14 protein-coding genes are annotated in these 16305 nt (G+C 52.7%); all 14 read left to right on the forward strand.

The window, feature by feature from the left end:
* Positions 1 to 10 precede the first annotated feature (10 nt).
* The 14 genes from B9L19_RS06910 (at position 11) to B9L19_RS06975 (ending at position 16163) form a co-directional block, all read left to right on the forward strand.
* Positions 11 to 1675 carry a cytochrome c biogenesis ResB family protein gene (locus tag B9L19_RS06910; RefSeq protein WP_025948541.1) on the forward strand — a complete coding sequence of 555 codons (1665 nt, stop codon included), beginning with the start codon at positions 11 to 13 and terminating at the stop codon, positions 1673 to 1675.
* Positions 1662 to 2849, forward strand: coding sequence for a c-type cytochrome biogenesis protein CcsB (gene ccsB, locus B9L19_RS06915; RefSeq protein WP_047752867.1), 1188 nt, complete (start codon positions 1662 to 1664; stop codon positions 2847 to 2849). The genes B9L19_RS06910 and ccsB overlap by 14 nt, the downstream gene beginning before the upstream one ends.
* A gap of 78 nt (positions 2850 to 2927) precedes the next feature.
* Positions 2928 to 3671, forward strand: a complete 744-nt coding sequence (locus tag B9L19_RS06920; protein WP_482788919.1) for a response regulator transcription factor — start codon at positions 2928 to 2930, stop codon at positions 3669 to 3671.
* Positions 3671 to 5464, forward strand: coding sequence for an ATP-binding protein (locus B9L19_RS06925; protein ID WP_025948538.1), 1794 nt, complete (start codon positions 3671 to 3673; stop codon positions 5462 to 5464). Before B9L19_RS06920 ends, B9L19_RS06925 begins: the two co-directional genes overlap by 1 nt.
* Positions 5465 to 5603: 139 nt before the next feature.
* Positions 5604 to 6824 carry an N-acetylglucosamine-6-phosphate deacetylase gene (gene nagA, locus B9L19_RS06930; RefSeq protein ID WP_025948537.1) on the forward strand — a complete coding sequence of 407 codons (1221 nt, stop codon included), beginning with the start codon at positions 5604 to 5606 and terminating at the stop codon, positions 6822 to 6824.
* The gene (gene nagB, locus B9L19_RS06935) at positions 6796 to 7557 is read left to right on the forward strand and encodes a glucosamine-6-phosphate deaminase (RefSeq protein WP_047752864.1); all 762 of its coding nucleotides are present in this window, start codon (positions 6796 to 6798) and stop codon (positions 7555 to 7557) included. Before nagA ends, nagB begins: the two co-directional genes overlap by 29 nt.
* Positions 7554 to 8285: a phosphonate metabolism transcriptional regulator PhnF gene (gene phnF, locus B9L19_RS06940; RefSeq protein ID WP_047752868.1), complete on the forward strand. Its 732-nt coding sequence runs from the start codon at positions 7554 to 7556 to the stop codon at positions 8283 to 8285. The genes nagB and phnF overlap by 4 nt, the downstream gene beginning before the upstream one ends.
* Positions 8285 to 9649, forward strand: coding sequence for an N-acetylglucosamine-specific PTS transporter subunit IIBC (gene nagE, locus B9L19_RS06945; protein WP_047752865.1), 1365 nt, complete (start codon positions 8285 to 8287; stop codon positions 9647 to 9649). Before phnF ends, nagE begins: the two co-directional genes overlap by 1 nt.
* A gap of 49 nt (positions 9650 to 9698) precedes the next feature.
* Positions 9699 to 10616 carry a DUF7916 family protein gene (locus tag B9L19_RS06950; protein WP_047752866.1) on the forward strand — a complete coding sequence of 306 codons (918 nt, stop codon included), beginning with the start codon at positions 9699 to 9701 and terminating at the stop codon, positions 10614 to 10616.
* Between the two features lie 438 nt (positions 10617 to 11054).
* A complete protein-coding gene (locus B9L19_RS06955; RefSeq protein WP_025948532.1) occupies positions 11055 to 11804 on the forward strand; it encodes a sensor histidine kinase in 750 nt (249 codons plus the stop codon).
* Positions 11805 to 11807: 3 nt separating this feature from the next.
* On the forward strand, positions 11808 to 12509 hold the full coding sequence (locus B9L19_RS06960; RefSeq protein ID WP_025948531.1) for a response regulator transcription factor: 702 nt from the start codon (positions 11808 to 11810) through the stop codon (positions 12507 to 12509).
* Positions 12509 to 13798, forward strand: coding sequence for a hypothetical protein (locus B9L19_RS06965; protein ID WP_025948530.1), 1290 nt, complete (start codon positions 12509 to 12511; stop codon positions 13796 to 13798). The genes B9L19_RS06960 and B9L19_RS06965 overlap by 1 nt, the downstream gene beginning before the upstream one ends.
* An 81-nt stretch (positions 13799 to 13879) precedes the next feature.
* The gene (locus B9L19_RS06970; RefSeq protein ID WP_025948529.1) at positions 13880 to 14785 is read left to right on the forward strand and encodes an acetamidase/formamidase family protein; all 906 of its coding nucleotides are present in this window, start codon (positions 13880 to 13882) and stop codon (positions 14783 to 14785) included.
* Between the two features lie 13 nt (positions 14786 to 14798).
* Complete coding sequence (locus B9L19_RS06975) at positions 14799 to 16163, forward strand: APC family permease (RefSeq protein ID WP_025948528.1); 1365 nt, start codon at positions 14799 to 14801, stop codon at positions 16161 to 16163.
* The last annotated feature ends 142 nt before the right edge of the window (positions 16164 to 16305 follow it).

The following is a 16305-nucleotide window of genomic DNA, read 5'->3' on the forward strand; positions in this document are numbered from 1 at the left end:
GTTTTGCGCCATGGAACACGTCAAATGCGAATGCGGCCATGTCAATCCTCATGGCACGGCGTTTTGTGAATCGTGCGGCAAGCCGCTTGCCGATTTGGGAGAAAAACTGATTTTGGACATGCGCTACGAAGGAAGCGCGCGCCGATCGCAAACATACAAAAAAACGATGATCGACCAAATTTGGGCGTTTTTCTCGTCGGTCAAAGTCGGGGTGGCGCTCATCGTCATCACGCTCATTGCTTCGGCGATCGGCACGATTTTCCCTCAGCAAATGTATATTCCGCCGAACGTCGATCCGGCGGAGTATTATAAGCAGCAGTACGGCTGGGCAGGGAAGCTGTATTATGAGCTCGGCTTTAACAACTTGTACGGCTCATGGTGGTACATTTTGCTCATCGCCTTAATCGGCGTCTCGCTCGTCATTTGCAGCTTGGACCGGGTCGTTCCGCTTTACCGCGCCTTGAAGCGGCAAGGGGTGAAGCGCCATCCGCGCTTTTTAGAGCGGCAGCGGTTGTTTGGCGTCTCGCATGTGAGCGATCTCGACAAGACGATGGCGGTGTTGAAAGAACGGCTGGCTGCGCGGCGCTACCATGTCCGCGAGGAAGACGGGCATTTGCTCGCTGAAAAAGGGCGGTTTTCCCGCTGGGGGCCGTACGTCAATCATATCGGCCTCATCATTTTCTTGATCGGGGCGATGCTTCGTTCCGTTCCCGGCATGTACATCGATCGGGTGATGTGGATTCCGGAAGGGGAGACGAAAGAAATTCCTGGGACGAACGGCCGCTACTTTTTAAAGAGTGAAAAATTTATTTTTGAAACATATGAGAAAGGCAAAGACAACGAAGTGTTCAACGCTGCCATCGACCGCGTCGGCAACGGGATGATCGCCAAAAACTATCAAACAAACGTCGTGTTGTATAAGCGCGTCGGTCCTGTGATCCCCGGCGCCAAGCCGAAGCTTGAAAAAGTGAAGGAGTATCCGATTCGCGTCAACGAGCCGCTGGAGTTCGACCATTATGCGCTCTACCAAGTCGATTTCCGCTTGAATGAGCCGAAAGCGATGTCATTTCAGTTGGCGGACAAGCAGTCGGGGAAAACGTTCGGCACGGTGACGGTCGATTTGTATGATCCGAAAGAGTCGTACAATCTCGGACATGGGTATCGCGTTGAGCTATTAAGCTATTTTCCTGATTTTGAGTTTGATGAAGACGGCAATCCGTCAACGAAGTCGCGCGTGCCGAACAATCCGGCGTTCGTGTTCAAAATGTACGCGCCGGACCGTCCGAAAGGGGAGACAAGCTTTGTCGCCATCCAGCAGACGATCGAACCGTTTGGCAACAACAAATACAAAATGGCGTTCGCGGGGCTTCAAACCCGCAATGTCTCCGGTTTGACCGTCCGCCGCGACTTTACGCTTTGGATTTTAGGGGTAGGCGGCGCGATTTTCATGATCGGGCTCATCCAAGGGATGTATTGGAACCACCGCCGCATTTGGGTGCAGCGGGTAAACGGCGAGCTATGGGTCGCCGCGCACACGAATAAAAACTGGTTCGGCTTGAAAAACGAACTGCGCCGTTTGCTTGACGGCACCGGCGTCATGATGCCGGCTGATCAGCTCGAAAACGACAAAAAAGCCGGACAAGGGGGACAAGTCCATGGACATGGCACAGCTTAGCAGCACGTTGCTCTATATCGCGTTCGTTCTATATTTAATCGGCACGTTCTTTTTTGGCGGCGCCATTCGCGACAAGCGAAAAGAACGGCAAGAGAAGGACCGTTGGTCGCAGCTCGGCATCTCCGTGACGATCATCGGCTTTCTCGCCCAAGTCGGCTATTTTGTGACGCGCTGGATCGCCGCCGGGCACGCGCCCGTGAGCAACTTGTTCGAGTTTACGACCTTTTTCGGCATGATGCTCGTCGCTGCCTTTATCATTATTTATTTTATTTACCGGGTGAGTGTGCTCGGCTTGTTTGCGCTGCCGGTCGCGTTGCTTGTGATTGCTTACGCAAGCATGTTTCCGCGGGAAATTTCGCCGCTCATTCCCGCCTTGCAAAGCGATTGGTTGCACATCCATGTGACGACGGCGGCGGCTGGTGAAGCGATTTTGGCCATCAGCTTTGTCGCTGGGCTCATCTATTTGATTCGCGTCGTCGATCAATCGAAGCCGTCGAAACGGACGTTTTGGCTCGAAGTGGTCATGTTTTGCTTAATTACCACGCTCGGCTTTGTCATCGTTTCGACAGCGTTCGGTCTTTCTGGGTATGAAGCGAAGTTCACGTGGGTCGACAAAAACAAGCAGACGGATGAGGTCAGCTACGATATGCCGGCGCTTGTCGGACCGCATAAAGGAGAGCTGATGAAAGAAAGCGCCGGCCGCATGGAGCCGCTTGTTGAGATGCCGGCGATCATCAATGCAAGAAAGCTCAATACGGTCATCTGGTCGCTCATAGCCGGAACGGCGCTGTACATCATGCTTCGGATTTTCTTGCGCAAGCGCGTTGCCGCCGCGCTCAAGCCGCTCGTGAAGAACGTGAACTTGGATTTGACCGATGAGATCAGCTATCGGGCGGTGGCGATCGGATTCCCCGTGTTTACGCTCGGGGCGCTCATTTTCGCGATGATTTGGGCGCAAATCGCTTGGACGCGTTTTTGGGGCTGGGACCCGAAAGAAGTATGGGCGCTGATCACTTGGCTGTTTTACGCTGCCTTTTTGCATCTTCGTTTGTCAAAAGGCTGGCATGGTGAAAAGTCGGCGTGGCTTGCTGTCATCGGCTTTGCCATTATTATGTTTAACTTAGTGGCGGTCAACCTCGTCATTGCGGGATTGCACTCGTACGCCGGAACATAATGGAAAACAACCGGATGCTCTGTTGGCGAGCATCCGGTTTTTCGGTAAACTAGAAAATAGGGAGTGTTTCCATTGATGATGGGAGGGTGCAAAGCATTGGAAAAACAAGAAAAAACCATCCGTGTTTTAGTGGTTGACGATGAAGAGCGCATCCGGCGGCTTTTGAAAATGTATTTGGAGCGGGAAAACTATGTGATCGATGAGGCCGGCGACGGCAATGAAGCGTTGGAGAAGGCGTTGACGAATGATTATGACGTCATTTTGCTCGATCTGATGCTGCCGGGCAAAGATGGAATGGAGGTGTGCAAAGAAATCCGCGAGCAAAAAACGACGCCGATTATGATGTTGACGGCAAAAGGCGAAGAATCCAATCGCGTGCAAGGGTTTGAAGTCGGCACGGATGATTACATCGTCAAGCCGTTCAGTCCGCGCGAAGTCGTGCTGCGCGTAAAAGCGCTGTTGCGCCGCGCGGCGAACGCCGCCTACGCGCCGGTGGAGACGACGGCGAAAGACGTGCTTGTGTTTCCGCATTTGACGATTGACAACGACGCCCACCGGGTGACGGTCGACGGCAAGGAAGTCAGCTTAACGCCGAAAGAATATGAGCTGCTTCTCTTTTTGGCCCGCTCGCCCGACAAAGTGTTCGACCGCGAACAGCTGTTGAAGGAAGTATGGCATTACGAGTTTTTCGGCGACTTGCGCACGGTCGACACCCACATTAAACGGTTGCGCGAAAAATTGAATAAAGCGTCGCCGCAGGCGGGAAAAATGATCGTCACCGTCTGGGGCGTCGGCTACAAGTTTGAGGCAGTGAACGACTGATGTGGCTGTTTCGCAGCGTCGTCGGCAAGCTATGGTTTACGATTTTGCTGCTCGTTTCGTGCGTGCTCTTTATTTTAAGCATTTTGCTTATTAAATTTTTGGAAGATTATTATGTGCAGGAAGCGGAAAACGACTTGACCCGCCTGGCGACAAAAGTGGCCGAGGTGATGCACGATTACCGCGACGAGCGGCTTGCCCGCTCGATCGCTTGGACGCTGGTGGACAATCGCACGAAGGCTGTCATCGTCGCTGATGAGTCGCACTATTGGTATTCGCCTGGCGATGCTGGTTTGGACAATATGCCGCTGTCGTCGATCCGCCAAGATCGGGACTTGCGGCGTGTGCTGACAGATGGGAAAACGGTGAAAAAGCGTTTGTATATGCCAGAGCGGCAGCCAAAAGAAAAGCTGCCCCGTGATATGATCATGGTCGGCGTGCCGATGTCGATGCCGGATGGCAGCCGAGGAGCTGTGTTTATCTATCAGTCGCTCGAGGCGATCGCCGACGCGACGGAGCGGACGAAAGAGCTTATTTTTCTCGCTGCGTTTATCGCCATTGTCATGACAACGTTTTTTGCCTTTTTCTTGTCGACGCGCATCACCGCCCCGCTTCGGAAAATGCGGCAAGCCGCGTTTGAAATGGCGCGCGGCCATTTTGACATGAAAGTGCCGATTTTAACCAATGACGAAATCGGGGGGCTGGCGATGGCGTTCAACCAAATGGGGCGGCGTCTGCAGTTTAACATCAACGCCTTAAACCAGGAAAAAGAACAGCTCGCCAGCATTTTAAGCAGCATGGCCGATGGCGTCATTACGTTTAACCGCGACGGGGAAATTTTGATTACGAACCCGCCGGCTGAGCGGTTTTTGCAGGCGTGGTATTTTGAGCAAGGGAACGACGCGGAAGCGATGGCGCCGTTGCCGCCGCAAGTGAAAGAGTTGTTCGCCCGCGTCGTTCACGAGGAGAAGGAGCAATCGACGGAAGTGACGCTGCAGGGGCGGACGTGGGTGATTTTAATGACGCCGCTGTACGGCAAAACGATGGTGCGCGGTGCGGTGGCTGTTTTGCGCGACATGACCGAAGAGCGACGGCTTGACAAGCTGCGCAAAGACTTTATCGCCAACGTTTCGCACGAATTGCGAACCCCAATTGCCATGCTCCAAGGCTACAGCGAGGCGATCATCGACGATATCGCGGCGAGCGAAGAAGAGAAGAAAGAGATGGCGAAAGTCATTTACGACGAGTCGCTGCGCATGGGCCGCCTTGTTAACGATTTGCTTGACTTAGCGCGCATGGAGGCCGGCCATATCGAACTCCATTATGAGCGCGTTCAGCTCGTGCCGTATATTGAGCGAATCATCCGCAAATTCCAAGGGCTGGCGAAAGAAAAGCAGATTGAGCTGACAGCCGAGTTTCGCGATCGGGACATCGAAATCGCTCTCGATCCGGATCGGATCGAACAGGTGTTGACGAACTTAATTGACAACGCCATCCGCCATACGGAATCGGGCGGCACAGTTCGCCTCATCATCGAACCAAGCGGCGACGGCGTGACGATCCATGTCCAAGACTCTGGTTCCGGCATTCCCGAAGAGGATTTGCCGTTTGTGTTTGAACGGTTTTACAAAGCCGATAAAGCGCGCACGCGCGGCCGTTCCGGCACCGGGTTAGGCCTTGCCATCGCCAAAAACATCGTCGAAGCGCATAAAGGGCTCATCACCGTCCACAGCAAACGGAACGAAGGAACGACGTTTTCGTTTTATTTGCCGGCCCGCGGACCGAAAGGAGCGTAGCGCCGTTTGGAAGAGCGGGGAAGCCGCGGCTTCCCTGCTTCTTTCATGCTGAAGCGGACAGGTTGACGGATTTGTTTTAGTGGTATAGACAACTAGAATATATAATGTTATAATGAGAGACAGAAAGTGGGGAATCGCGATGAAGCAGTGGATATTGAAAAATGCGGCAGTGTATGCAGAAACAGGAAACATTGAACAAGGGTATGTGCTGATCGAAGGGGAAAAAGTGGCCGCGATCGGGCCGATGTCGTCATGCCCAACAGATGCAGGGGCGGAAGTGATCGAACTTTCCTCACGGTTTTCCATCGTGCCGGGATTCATTGACGTCCATATTCATGGGGCGGCTGGGGCGGATGTCATGGATGCGATCCCGGAGGCGCTTGACAAGATGGCCAACGCCTTGCCGGCGGAAGGGACGACAAGTTTCCTGGCGACGACGATGACGGCGCCAAGCGAACAAATCGAAGCCGCGCTTCGCAACGTCGCTCGCTATATGGCGGAGGCGAACAGGCCGGGAGCCGCCGAAGTGCTCGGCGTTCATCTGGAAGGGCCGTTTTTGTCGCCGAAGCGCGCCGGAGCGCAGCACCCGCGCCATCTCGCCGATCCGGACATCTCACTGTTCCAGCACTGGCAAAAGGCGGCGGGCGGCCATATCCGCCTTGTGACGCTTGCCCCAGAGCGGGACGGGGGGCTGGAACTGGCCTCCTACTTGAAACGGACGGGTGTGATCGCTTCGATCGGCCATTCCGATGCCGTTTACGACGAAGTAAAAGCGGCGGTCCATGCAGGGGTGACGCATGCGACCCACCTGTTCAATGGGATGCGCGGCATCCATCACCGTGAACCGGGTGTCGCCGGTGCGGTGCTTATGTTTGAAGAAGTCATGTGCGAGCTGATCGCCGACGGGCTGCACGTCGCGCCGCCGATGGTTCGCTTCGCTTACCGGAATAAAGGAAGCGAGGGGCTTATCTTAATCACCGACGCCATGCGGGCGAAATGTCTCGGCGATGGGCAGTATGATCTTGGCGGCCAGGAGGTGTCCGTCCGCGGCGGGGAGGCGCGGCTTGCCGATGGCACGCTGGCGGGAAGCGTGCTCAAGCTTGGCGAGGCCATCCGCCGTGTGCTCGACTATACGGGCTGCACGTTGGAAGAGGTGATCCGCATGGCGAGCTGGAATCCGGCGAAACAGCTTGGCTTGCTTGATCGGAAAGGCAGCTTGCGGCCCGGCAAAGACGCGGATGTTGTCGTGTTGAATGAACGATATGAAGTCATGATGACGTTTTGCCGCGGCGTTCTTGCTTATCGCAAGCCGGATGAAAGGAGGAAGAGCGATGGCCATAATGCTTTTGGAAGTTGCTGACTACGCAGAGATGAGCCGTCAGGCGGCGGACATCATCATCAAACAAGTCAAGGAAAAGCCGACCGCCGTTCTCGGCTTGGCGACCGGCTCGACGATGCTCGGCGTGTACCGCGAATTGGCCGCCGATCATCGTCAGAATGGGACATCGTATCGGCTCGTGCGCACGGTCAATTTGGATGAGTATGTCGGGCTCGGTCCGGATCATCCGAACAGTTATCGCCATTATATGAATGAGCATTTGTTTTCAAAGCTTGACATCCCGCTTCACGAGACGCATGTGCCGAACGGCTTGGCCGCTGATCTTGACGAAGAATGCCGCCGCTACGAACGGCTCATCGATGAAGTGGGCGGCATCGATTTGCAGCTTTTGGGCATCGGATGCAACGGCCATATCGGGTTCAACGAGCCTGGGACGCCGTTTTCATCGGCCACCCATGTCGTCGAGCTTGCCGCTTCCACGCGCAAGGCGAACGCCCGTTTTTTCCCGTCGCTTGATGCAGTGCCGCGCCAGGCGATTACGATGGGGATTGCGACCATTTTGCGGAGCCGCCGCATTCTGCTGTTGGCGTCAGGTGAGGAAAAAGCGGAGGCCATGGCCCGACTTCTCGAAGGCGTTGTCACACCGGACTTGCCGGCTTCCGCGCTTCACCTTCATCCGGACGTGACGATCATCGCCGACCGAGAGGCGCTCTCGCTCATCCCAAAGGAAAAGCGGTGGGTGGATGCGCCGTGATCGATAAACAGTCACCGATTCCGATTTACTATCAGCTCGAGCAATATATGAAAGAAAAGATCGAAAAAGGGGAGTGGCAGCCGGGCGAAATGATCCCGTCTGAGCGCGAGTTGGCGGAAATGTATGACATCAGCCGGATGACCGTTCGGCAGGCGGTCAACAATTTAGTGAACGATGGCTATCTCATCCGCCGGCGCGGGAAAGGAACATTTGTCGCCGCGAACAAAATCGAGCAGCCGCTGAAAGGGCTGACGAGCTTTTCCGAAGATATGCGATCACGCGGCATGGAGCCGGGCACGATCGTCCTTAGCTTTGAGACGGTTCCGGCTTCCGGGAAGCTCGCTGAAGGACTTGGCGTCACAGAAGGCGATGACCTTTACGAAGTCCGCCGTCTTCGGTTGGCCGACGGCTTGCCGATGGCGTTGGAGACGCTGTACATTCCGGTCAATCTCGTCCCCGGACTGACGCGTGATGTTGTAAGCGGTTCCGTCTATGAATTTATTGAAAAAGAAAAAGGGATGATCATCGGCTCCGCAGTTCAAACATTGGAAGCATCTGTCGCCCGCAAGGTGGAGGCGGAGCATCTGAAGATGAAAGAAGGGGCTCCAGTGTTGCTGCTTGAGCGCCGCACGCACCTTGTCGACGGTCGGCCGCTTGAAGTCGTCAAATCGGTGTACCGCGGCGACCGGTACAAATTTATGATTGAGATGAAAAGGGGAGGATCATGATGTTAGGGTTTTTGCAACGGCTTGGAAAAGCGTTAATGTTGCCGATTGCCGTATTGCCGGCGGCAGGATTGTTGCTTCGGCTTGGCCAGCCTGATTTATTGAACTTGCCATTTATCGCCGCCGCAGGCGATGCGGTGTTTTCCAATTTAGCGCTCATTTTTGCCATCGGTGTGGCCATCGGTTTTTCAAAGGACGGCAACGGTGCGGCGGCGCTCGCTGGGGCGATCGGCTATTTTGTGTTGACGAAAGGCGCTGCCGCAATTGATAAAGACATTAATATGTCTGTATTAGGCGGCATCATCTCCGGGGTGATCGCCGGGCTTTTATACAACCGTTATCATGATATCAAGTTGCCGGATTGGCTCGGCTTTTTCGGCGGACGGCGGTTTGTGCCGATCGTGACATCGCTTGTCATGCTCGTGCTTGCCTTGATTTTTGGCTATGTATGGCCGCCGATTCAAGACGGCATCAACGAGGTCGGCCATTGGATCGTCGGCGCTGGGGCGGTTGGCGTCGGCATTTTCGGGTTCCTCAACCGGCTGCTCATTCCAGTCGGATTGCACCATGTGTTAAACAGTTTCGTCTGGTTTGTGTTTGGCGAGTATCATGGAAAAACGGGTGATTTAAGCCGCTTTTTCGCCGGCGACCCGGATGCGGGCATTTTTATGGCCGGCTTCTTCCCGATCATGATGTTTGGTCTGCCCGCGGCAGCGCTGGCGATGATCGCGGCGGCGAAAAAAGAGCGTCGCAAAGCGGTCGCCGGCGCGCTCCTTGGCGTGGCGTTGACGTCGTTTTTAACCGGGATTACGGAGCCCATTGAGTTTCTCTTCATGTTTTTATCGCCATTGCTCTACGTTGTCCATGCCGTGTTGACCGGCTTGTCGCTCGCAGTGGCGACAATGCTTGACATCCACCATGGGTTTACGTTCTCGGCCGGGGCGATTGATTTTTTCTTAAACTACGGCATTGCGAAAAAACCGTATTGGTTGATTGTTCAAGGTCTTGTATATGCTGTCGTCTATTTCGTCGTCTTCTATTTCCTCATTACGAAGCTCGATTTGAAAACGCCGGGGCGTGAAGAGGAGGTAGAGGGCGAGTTTGCCGACAGCGGTGCGGCGCAGTCGGGCGTCCAATACGAGGACCTTGCTGCAAAATATATCGAGGCGTTGGGAGGAAAAGATAATCTTGCCCAAATTGACAATTGTGTCACACGCTTGCGCCTAAAAGTGAAAGACATGTCAAAAGTCAACGAAGCAGAATTGAAACGTTTGGGAGCGAAAGGTGTGCTTCGCCTCAACCAAACGGATTTGCAAGTGGTCGTCGGCACGGATGTCGAATTTCTGGCCAACGCGATGAGAAAATAAGGAACAACGAAGCCGTTCTTTTAAGGGACGCCAGAAAGGGGGAGCTCCGGTGAAGCGGCTGCTGGATTGCAACGCCTCCGATTTTCGTCGGATGACAGGAAAACAGTTAAAACAATCGATTCAAGCGTCAGAAGGCAGGGTGATCGTCGCGGAAGTCATCGGGGAATTTGCGCCGCTGTATCCGGCGGTCACCAACGCCGAACTGGCCGCGGCGTTTGGGGCGGATTTGCTGTTGTTGAATTGGTTCGATGTGTTCCGGCCGGTTGTGAACGGGTTGGACACGAACGAACCGAATCAAATGGTGGAACGGTTAAAGCAGTTGACAGGGCGCCCGGTTGGCGTCAATTTGGAGCCGGTTGACCCAAATGCAAAGCAGCTTGAGGAGCTTGCGGCGCTGCCAAAAGGGAGAATGGCAACGGCCGAGTCGCTGCAACAAGCAAAACAGCTAGGATTTGATTTTGTTTGCCTAACCGGAAACCCGAAAACAGGCGTGACGAATGATGAGATTGTGAAAGCCATCGAAACGGCGCGGTCCATTTTAGGCGAGGACGCTCTCGTGATGGCTGGGAAAATGCACGCGGCAGGCGTTGCCGATGAAGCGGGAAGCGGGATCGTATCGGAAGAAGTGGTGGTGCGTTTCATTCACGCTGGTGCGGATGTCGTTTTGATGCCGGCTCCTGGAACGGTGCCGGGGGTGATATTAGACAAGACAGAGAAGCTTGTTCAGGTGGCGCATGAACATGGGGCGCTTGCGATGCTGACGATCGGCACAAGCCAAGAAGGAGCTGACGAGAGTACGATTCGTCAAATCGCGCTTGCAAGCAAAATGGCTGGGGCGGATCTACATCATATCGGCGACTCTGGCTATCATGGCATCGCTGTTCCAGAGAATATTATGGCGTATTCGATCGCCATTCGCGGCAGACGCCATACGTATATTCGCATGGCAAGATCGCCGTTGAGATAAAGTGGAATATGATCAGTCGGTCCCAAAAGCATTCGCTTTTGGGGCGTTTTTTTGCCGGGAGAGGATAGGATGGGAGCCAAGATGATGGAAAAATAAGTTTGCGGATGTGGGAAACATTTGCCTTGTACTGCCGCCTCTATTTATCATCCTGAACCGAGAAGACCCCCACTTTCACGCGTGAGCGGAAGTGGGGGATGAATGGGGATGGGTCATCGCTCTTCCTCTTGCTTTCACAGAATAGAAAGTGTAAAGAACCGTGGGACGCACGGGGATGGCTTGGTGGACAGCCTGCCGTGGGGCGGGTGTTCTCAAGAATCTCCCACTTCTAAGCGTACGCGTAGGTGGGAGAGCGTTCAATTTGTGATCAAATGAAAGAACAAATTTGTGATAAAATTAAAAAACAAATGGGAAAGCATTGCGAGTGGCGGGGAGAATATGATGATTGCCGAGCCATTATTTCATCTCATTCTCATTTTCAGCGTATTGTTGCCGCTTGTATCGTTGACAGTGTTGGCGCTGTTGGGAGTAGCGGAAAAAGAAGTGGATTATTGGCAGTTGGAACATGCGCGCCTTCGATTGGAAAAAGAACTTCAAGAAAGCAAGTATATGCAACTCCATCAACAAATCCGACCGCATTTCTTTTTCAATGCGTTGAACGCTTTCTTATCCTTGGCGCGCTTAGGAAAAAATGAAGAAATGATTCGGGGAATGGAGCATTTTGCGCTGTTTTTGCGTGATAGCTATGAGACGAAACAGCCGCTTATTCCGTTCAAACAAGAATGGGCGCATACAAGCAACTATCTAGCGGTGCAGCAGCTTCGCTTCGGTTCACGGCTGTCGGTGTCGGTGCAAATGGATCCGGATGGAGAGCGTGCGCTCATTCCTTCTTATACGTTGCAAACGCTGGTGGAAAACGCATTCAAACATGGCCTTGAGAAAAAAGCGGGTGAAAAATGTTTGGCGATCGATTTTCGACGCCAAGGCAACTGGGTATATTTGCGCGTCTGCGATAATGGCAATGAAGGGAAGGAGTTATCCATCGCGAATGGAGGTGTCGGCTTGGATAATTTGCGCAAGCGGTTTGCTCTTTTGTTTGATTTGCCAACTCAGCTTGTGTTGCAAAAAGATGATCGCGGGTGGACAGAGGCGCTTGTCGTTTGGCCGTATGTTCCAGGGGATGAGGGATAAACGATGAAGGTGCTGATTGTCGATGATGAATATTTGGAATTGGAACAACTCACGTATTTGGTGAAGCGGAAATATCCGCATTGGGAAGTATGGCCGGCGGAGGATGCCGCAGAGGCGAAACGGTTGGCCGCATCCCATCGCTTCCGGCTGGCGCTGATCGATATCCACCTTCCTGGACAGTCCGGGTTGGATTTGGCCTATGAGCTCAAACAAAAACAGCCCGATCTTGCCTTGATCATTATCACAGCCTACCAAGATTTTGCTTATGCCAAACGGGCGATTCAGCTTGAAGTGCTCGACTACTTGGTGAAGCCGCTCATCGAGAGCGAGTTTGATCAAGCGTTGTCGAAATTTGAACAAAAGCATCCGGAAGCGCTTGTCTCGTCCCCGCTCATCCGCGCGGCGCTCGAATATGTGCACTGTCATTATGCACAAAAAATCAGCTTAACCGAGGTAGCCGTTGCCGTGCATGTACATCCAGCCTATTTGAGCAGGCTGTTTGTTGAGGAGATCGGCATCCATTTTAAGGATTACGTCAATCGATATCGGATTGAAAAGGCGAAAGAGCTGTTGACCAAAAAGCCGGATTGGTCCATGGCACGCATTGCTGAGGAGACAGGATTTTCTAGTCAACATCATTTCAGTCATTTGTTTCGAAAATATGTCGGCATCCCGCCTACGAAGTATAAGGAGACCAATGGATAATGGACTGGTATATGCTTTTATTCATGGCATGCGTACTGCTGCTTGCTGCTGTGCCGCATATTGGTCGCTGCAGTTTTATCGGAGCGGAGGCGCTTGGATTAAGCAAGGGGGTCAATGCCCTGTTACTGCGTTTCGCATCCGGTGAGCTGCTGTTGTTTGGATGTTATGCTTTTATTCATGGTGGGGTGGCGGCGGGGGTGGTGACGGCTATGGCGGTGTGGGCCGCCGTTTTTGTGCTTTGGCGTTCAGCAGTGGCCGTACGCTATCGTTCCCTAACAGAGGAAGGGGATCGCTGGCCGGACTGCTGTTTTACGGCGCGGGCTTTGTTTTTCTTTCGGTTTTTTGTTCGCCTTCTTTCGATCGGCCGGCTGCTTACCGTTGTCGTGTTATGTGCCTATTTGTTGCAGCAACTCTTTCGTTTTTCTCCGACTTTTTTATTCATTTGGTTCGTCTATGTGTACGTGTTTACCGTGCTCGCCGGTTGGTTGGGGATGCGGAAAATCGGAACGGTTCTGCTATACATTGTTTATATAGTGATGGGAATGGTTCCGTTTGCCTATTATCTAACGGGTGGTGTGGCGCGGCAATATGAGATGATTGTACGCACTGTCCCAGCTTCCCTCGATGTGAACATGGTTTCGTTGTTCGTGTTGTTTTGGGCTGTGCTGGCGGCGGCTGCCGGGCAATGGTTGGCCGACGAGTATGTATGGGATATTGCATCAATATTGAAAAAAGAACGCGTTGCGCTGACGTTTTCTATGGCCGCGTTTTGCCTTGCTCCGCTTCCGTTGGCCGTCGCAGCCTTATGCGTCCCGTATGCGGCGGCCGCTTCGACTGCCGCCATACTGAAACGGTGGCTGCTTCATTCTTCTGTCTTGATTGCTTGGCCGCTTACTATTGCCTTGCTGGCGGCGTTGTCACTTAGCTTATCCCTTTCCTTGCATTCCGTTGTGCAAATTTTTTGGCACAGGTGGAGCAGGCATCTCTCATGGACATATGTCATCTCTTTTTTGCTTGTACTAGCCCTCTTTTTTATTGCTCCTCTTCTTCCGATGCGGATGGTCATGTTTTCGACCGCCTTGCTTGCCTCCTCGTGTTTTGGGTTGGCTGCTTTACGGACAGGAGAGAAACCGATGGGGGTTATAGGCATGATCGGATGGGTATGTTTGTTTGCTATCGCCTGGCGATGGGGAATGCGCTATAATGTGCTGGAGGCCATAGCATGGAATGGGATTGGCGGTTTCTTGTTTACTCAGATTTATCGATTAATTCAAAAAATAAAGAAGTAACAAAAATGAATCAAAAAAATGCAAAATAGTTTGTTTGCTCCCTGTTATAATGAGACAAAAACGAAAGGGAGGAAAGCGGACATGTCATTTGTTCCATGCACAACGGCCATTTATGCATTTAGCAAAAACCACCAACCGGTTCGAACAGTCCAGTCAGGGGAAACGTTTGTCATCGAAACGTACGACTGTTTCCAAAATCAAATTACTTCAAGCGAAACGCCGTTTGACTCGATCGATTGGAATCATATCAATCCGGCGACCGGACCGATCTATATTGAAGGGGCGGAACCCGGTGACATTTTAGCGGTAAAAATTGAACAGATTCGCCTCAAAGGACAGGGGGTCATGGCTGTCGGCCCAGGGCTCGGGGTGCTTGGAGACCGGATTCCGCAGTTTGAGGCAAAAATGATTCCAGTAGAAGAAAACCGGGCCGTATTTGACGAGCATCTTTCTATTCCATTAAATCCAATGATTGGCGTTATCGGGGTAGCGCCGAGCGGTGAGGATGTGTCGTGCGGGATGCCCGGGCCGCATGGCGGCAATATGGATACAAAGCTCATTACAACAGGGGCAACCGTTTACTTCCCGGTTTTTGTCAAAGGGGCGTTGTTCGCATTAGGCGATTTGCATGCGGCGATGGGGGACGGCGAAATCGGCGTGTCTGGTATCGAAATTTCGGGGGAAGTGACGGTCACCGTCCGGGTGATGAAAGGATATTCGCTCAACCATCCACTGTTGCAAAACGATGATGGCATTGCGACGATCGTCTCGGCCAAAACGTTGGATGAGGCGGTCAAACAGTCGGTTGAGGAAATGGTTAATTTGCTGTTGCCGCACACTCCGTTGACGCTGAACCATTTGACGATGGTGCTTAGCGCTGTCGGTCAGACACAAATCAGTCAAGTCGTTGACCCGCTCGTCACGGCGCGTTTCTTTGTACCGCGATTTGTGCTTGAAGCGTATGGCATCCGCCTGTTTGAGGATTGAGGAGGGAACGGCGATGGCGCAACTTGAAACGAACACATCGGTTGAGTCGCTCGGTTATAAACAGGAATTAAAACGGTCGCTCACATTTGTTGATTTGTTGATTTACGGAATGGTGTTCATGGTGCCGATCGCTCCTTTCGGCATTTACGGGTATGTAGCGCAAGGGTCAAAAGGGATGGTCGCCTTAGCATACTTAATCGGAATGGTGGGGATGATTTTCACCGCCTTGAGCTACGCCAGAATGGCCGAAGCGTTTCCAATCGCTGGTTCCGTGTATTCTTACGCCCAGCGGGGAATGAATGAATATGTCGGTTTTATGGCAGGCTGGGTCATTTTGCTTGATTACATTTTTGTTCCGGCTCTTCTCTATTTGGTCAGCGCTGCTGCCTTAGCCGATATTGTGCCCCAAGTGCCGATTTCCGTGTGGCTCATTCTGTTCATTGGCATGAATACGATCATTAATATTCTTGGAATCGAGATGACGGCCAAAGCGAACAAAGTGATTGTTGTTTTAGAGCTCATCGTCCTTGCAGTGTTTGTGATCACAGGAATTATTGCGATTATAAAAGGCGTCAATGGAGCGCAGTTTACGTTCAAACCGCTGTACGATCCTAATCATTTCAGCGCGGAGACGGTGATGGGGGCGGTGTCGGTGGCCGTCTTGAGCTTCCTTGGTTTTGATGCGGTGTCGACGCTGGCTGAGGAAACAAGGGACGGGAAATCATCGATCGGCAAAGCGATCATTTTCGCTTTGCTCGTTGTCGGTGCGCTTTTCATCGTGCAAACATGGGTCGCCGCTCTCATTTGGCCTGATTATACGACGTTTAAAAACGCAGATGTGGCGTTTTATCAGATTGCGGAGCTGGCAGGAGGACCATGGCTGAAATGGACAACGATCATCGCCACTGCGCTTTCATGGGGGATCGCGAACGCGCTCGTCGCCCAGGCAGCCATCTCCCGCATTTTGTACAGCATGGGTCGCGACCGTAAACTGCCCAGTGTGCTGGCTAAAGTGCATCCGAAATTTCAAACGCCATACGTCAGCACATTGCTTGTAGCTGTGATTTCGCTCATTGTCACGACGGTGTTCGCCTCACAAATTGATAAACTCGCTTCGCTTGTCAACTTTGGCGCCCTGACGGCTTTCCTCTTTTTGCATGTATCAGTGATGAACTATTTCTTGCGCAAACAAAAGAGTAACGATTATATCAATCATCTCTTGTTTCCGCTCATCGGTTTTGTTATCATCGGCTATGTATGGATGAACCTGGACCCGCTCAGCAAAAAGCTAGGATTGATTTGGATCGCGATTGGACTCGTTTATCTGGTCTTTTTGCGACTCACGAACAAAGACTCCCGTCTAAGCGGGGAACTGTAGTTGCTTGTAAGGCCTGACGCCGTCATAAAAGGCGTTGGGTCTTTCGTTTTTTGCCGACGATGAAACATTTTTTCGATCGCGGCGTATTACAGAATGAGGGTACGGCGCCTTGTTAAGGCAAAACGCCGTTCATCCGCCAATA

It is taken from the genome of Geobacillus thermocatenulatus, from assembly GCF_002217655.1.
GTDB classification, from domain to species: Bacteria; Bacillota; Bacilli; order Bacillales; family Anoxybacillaceae; genus Geobacillus; species Geobacillus thermocatenulatus.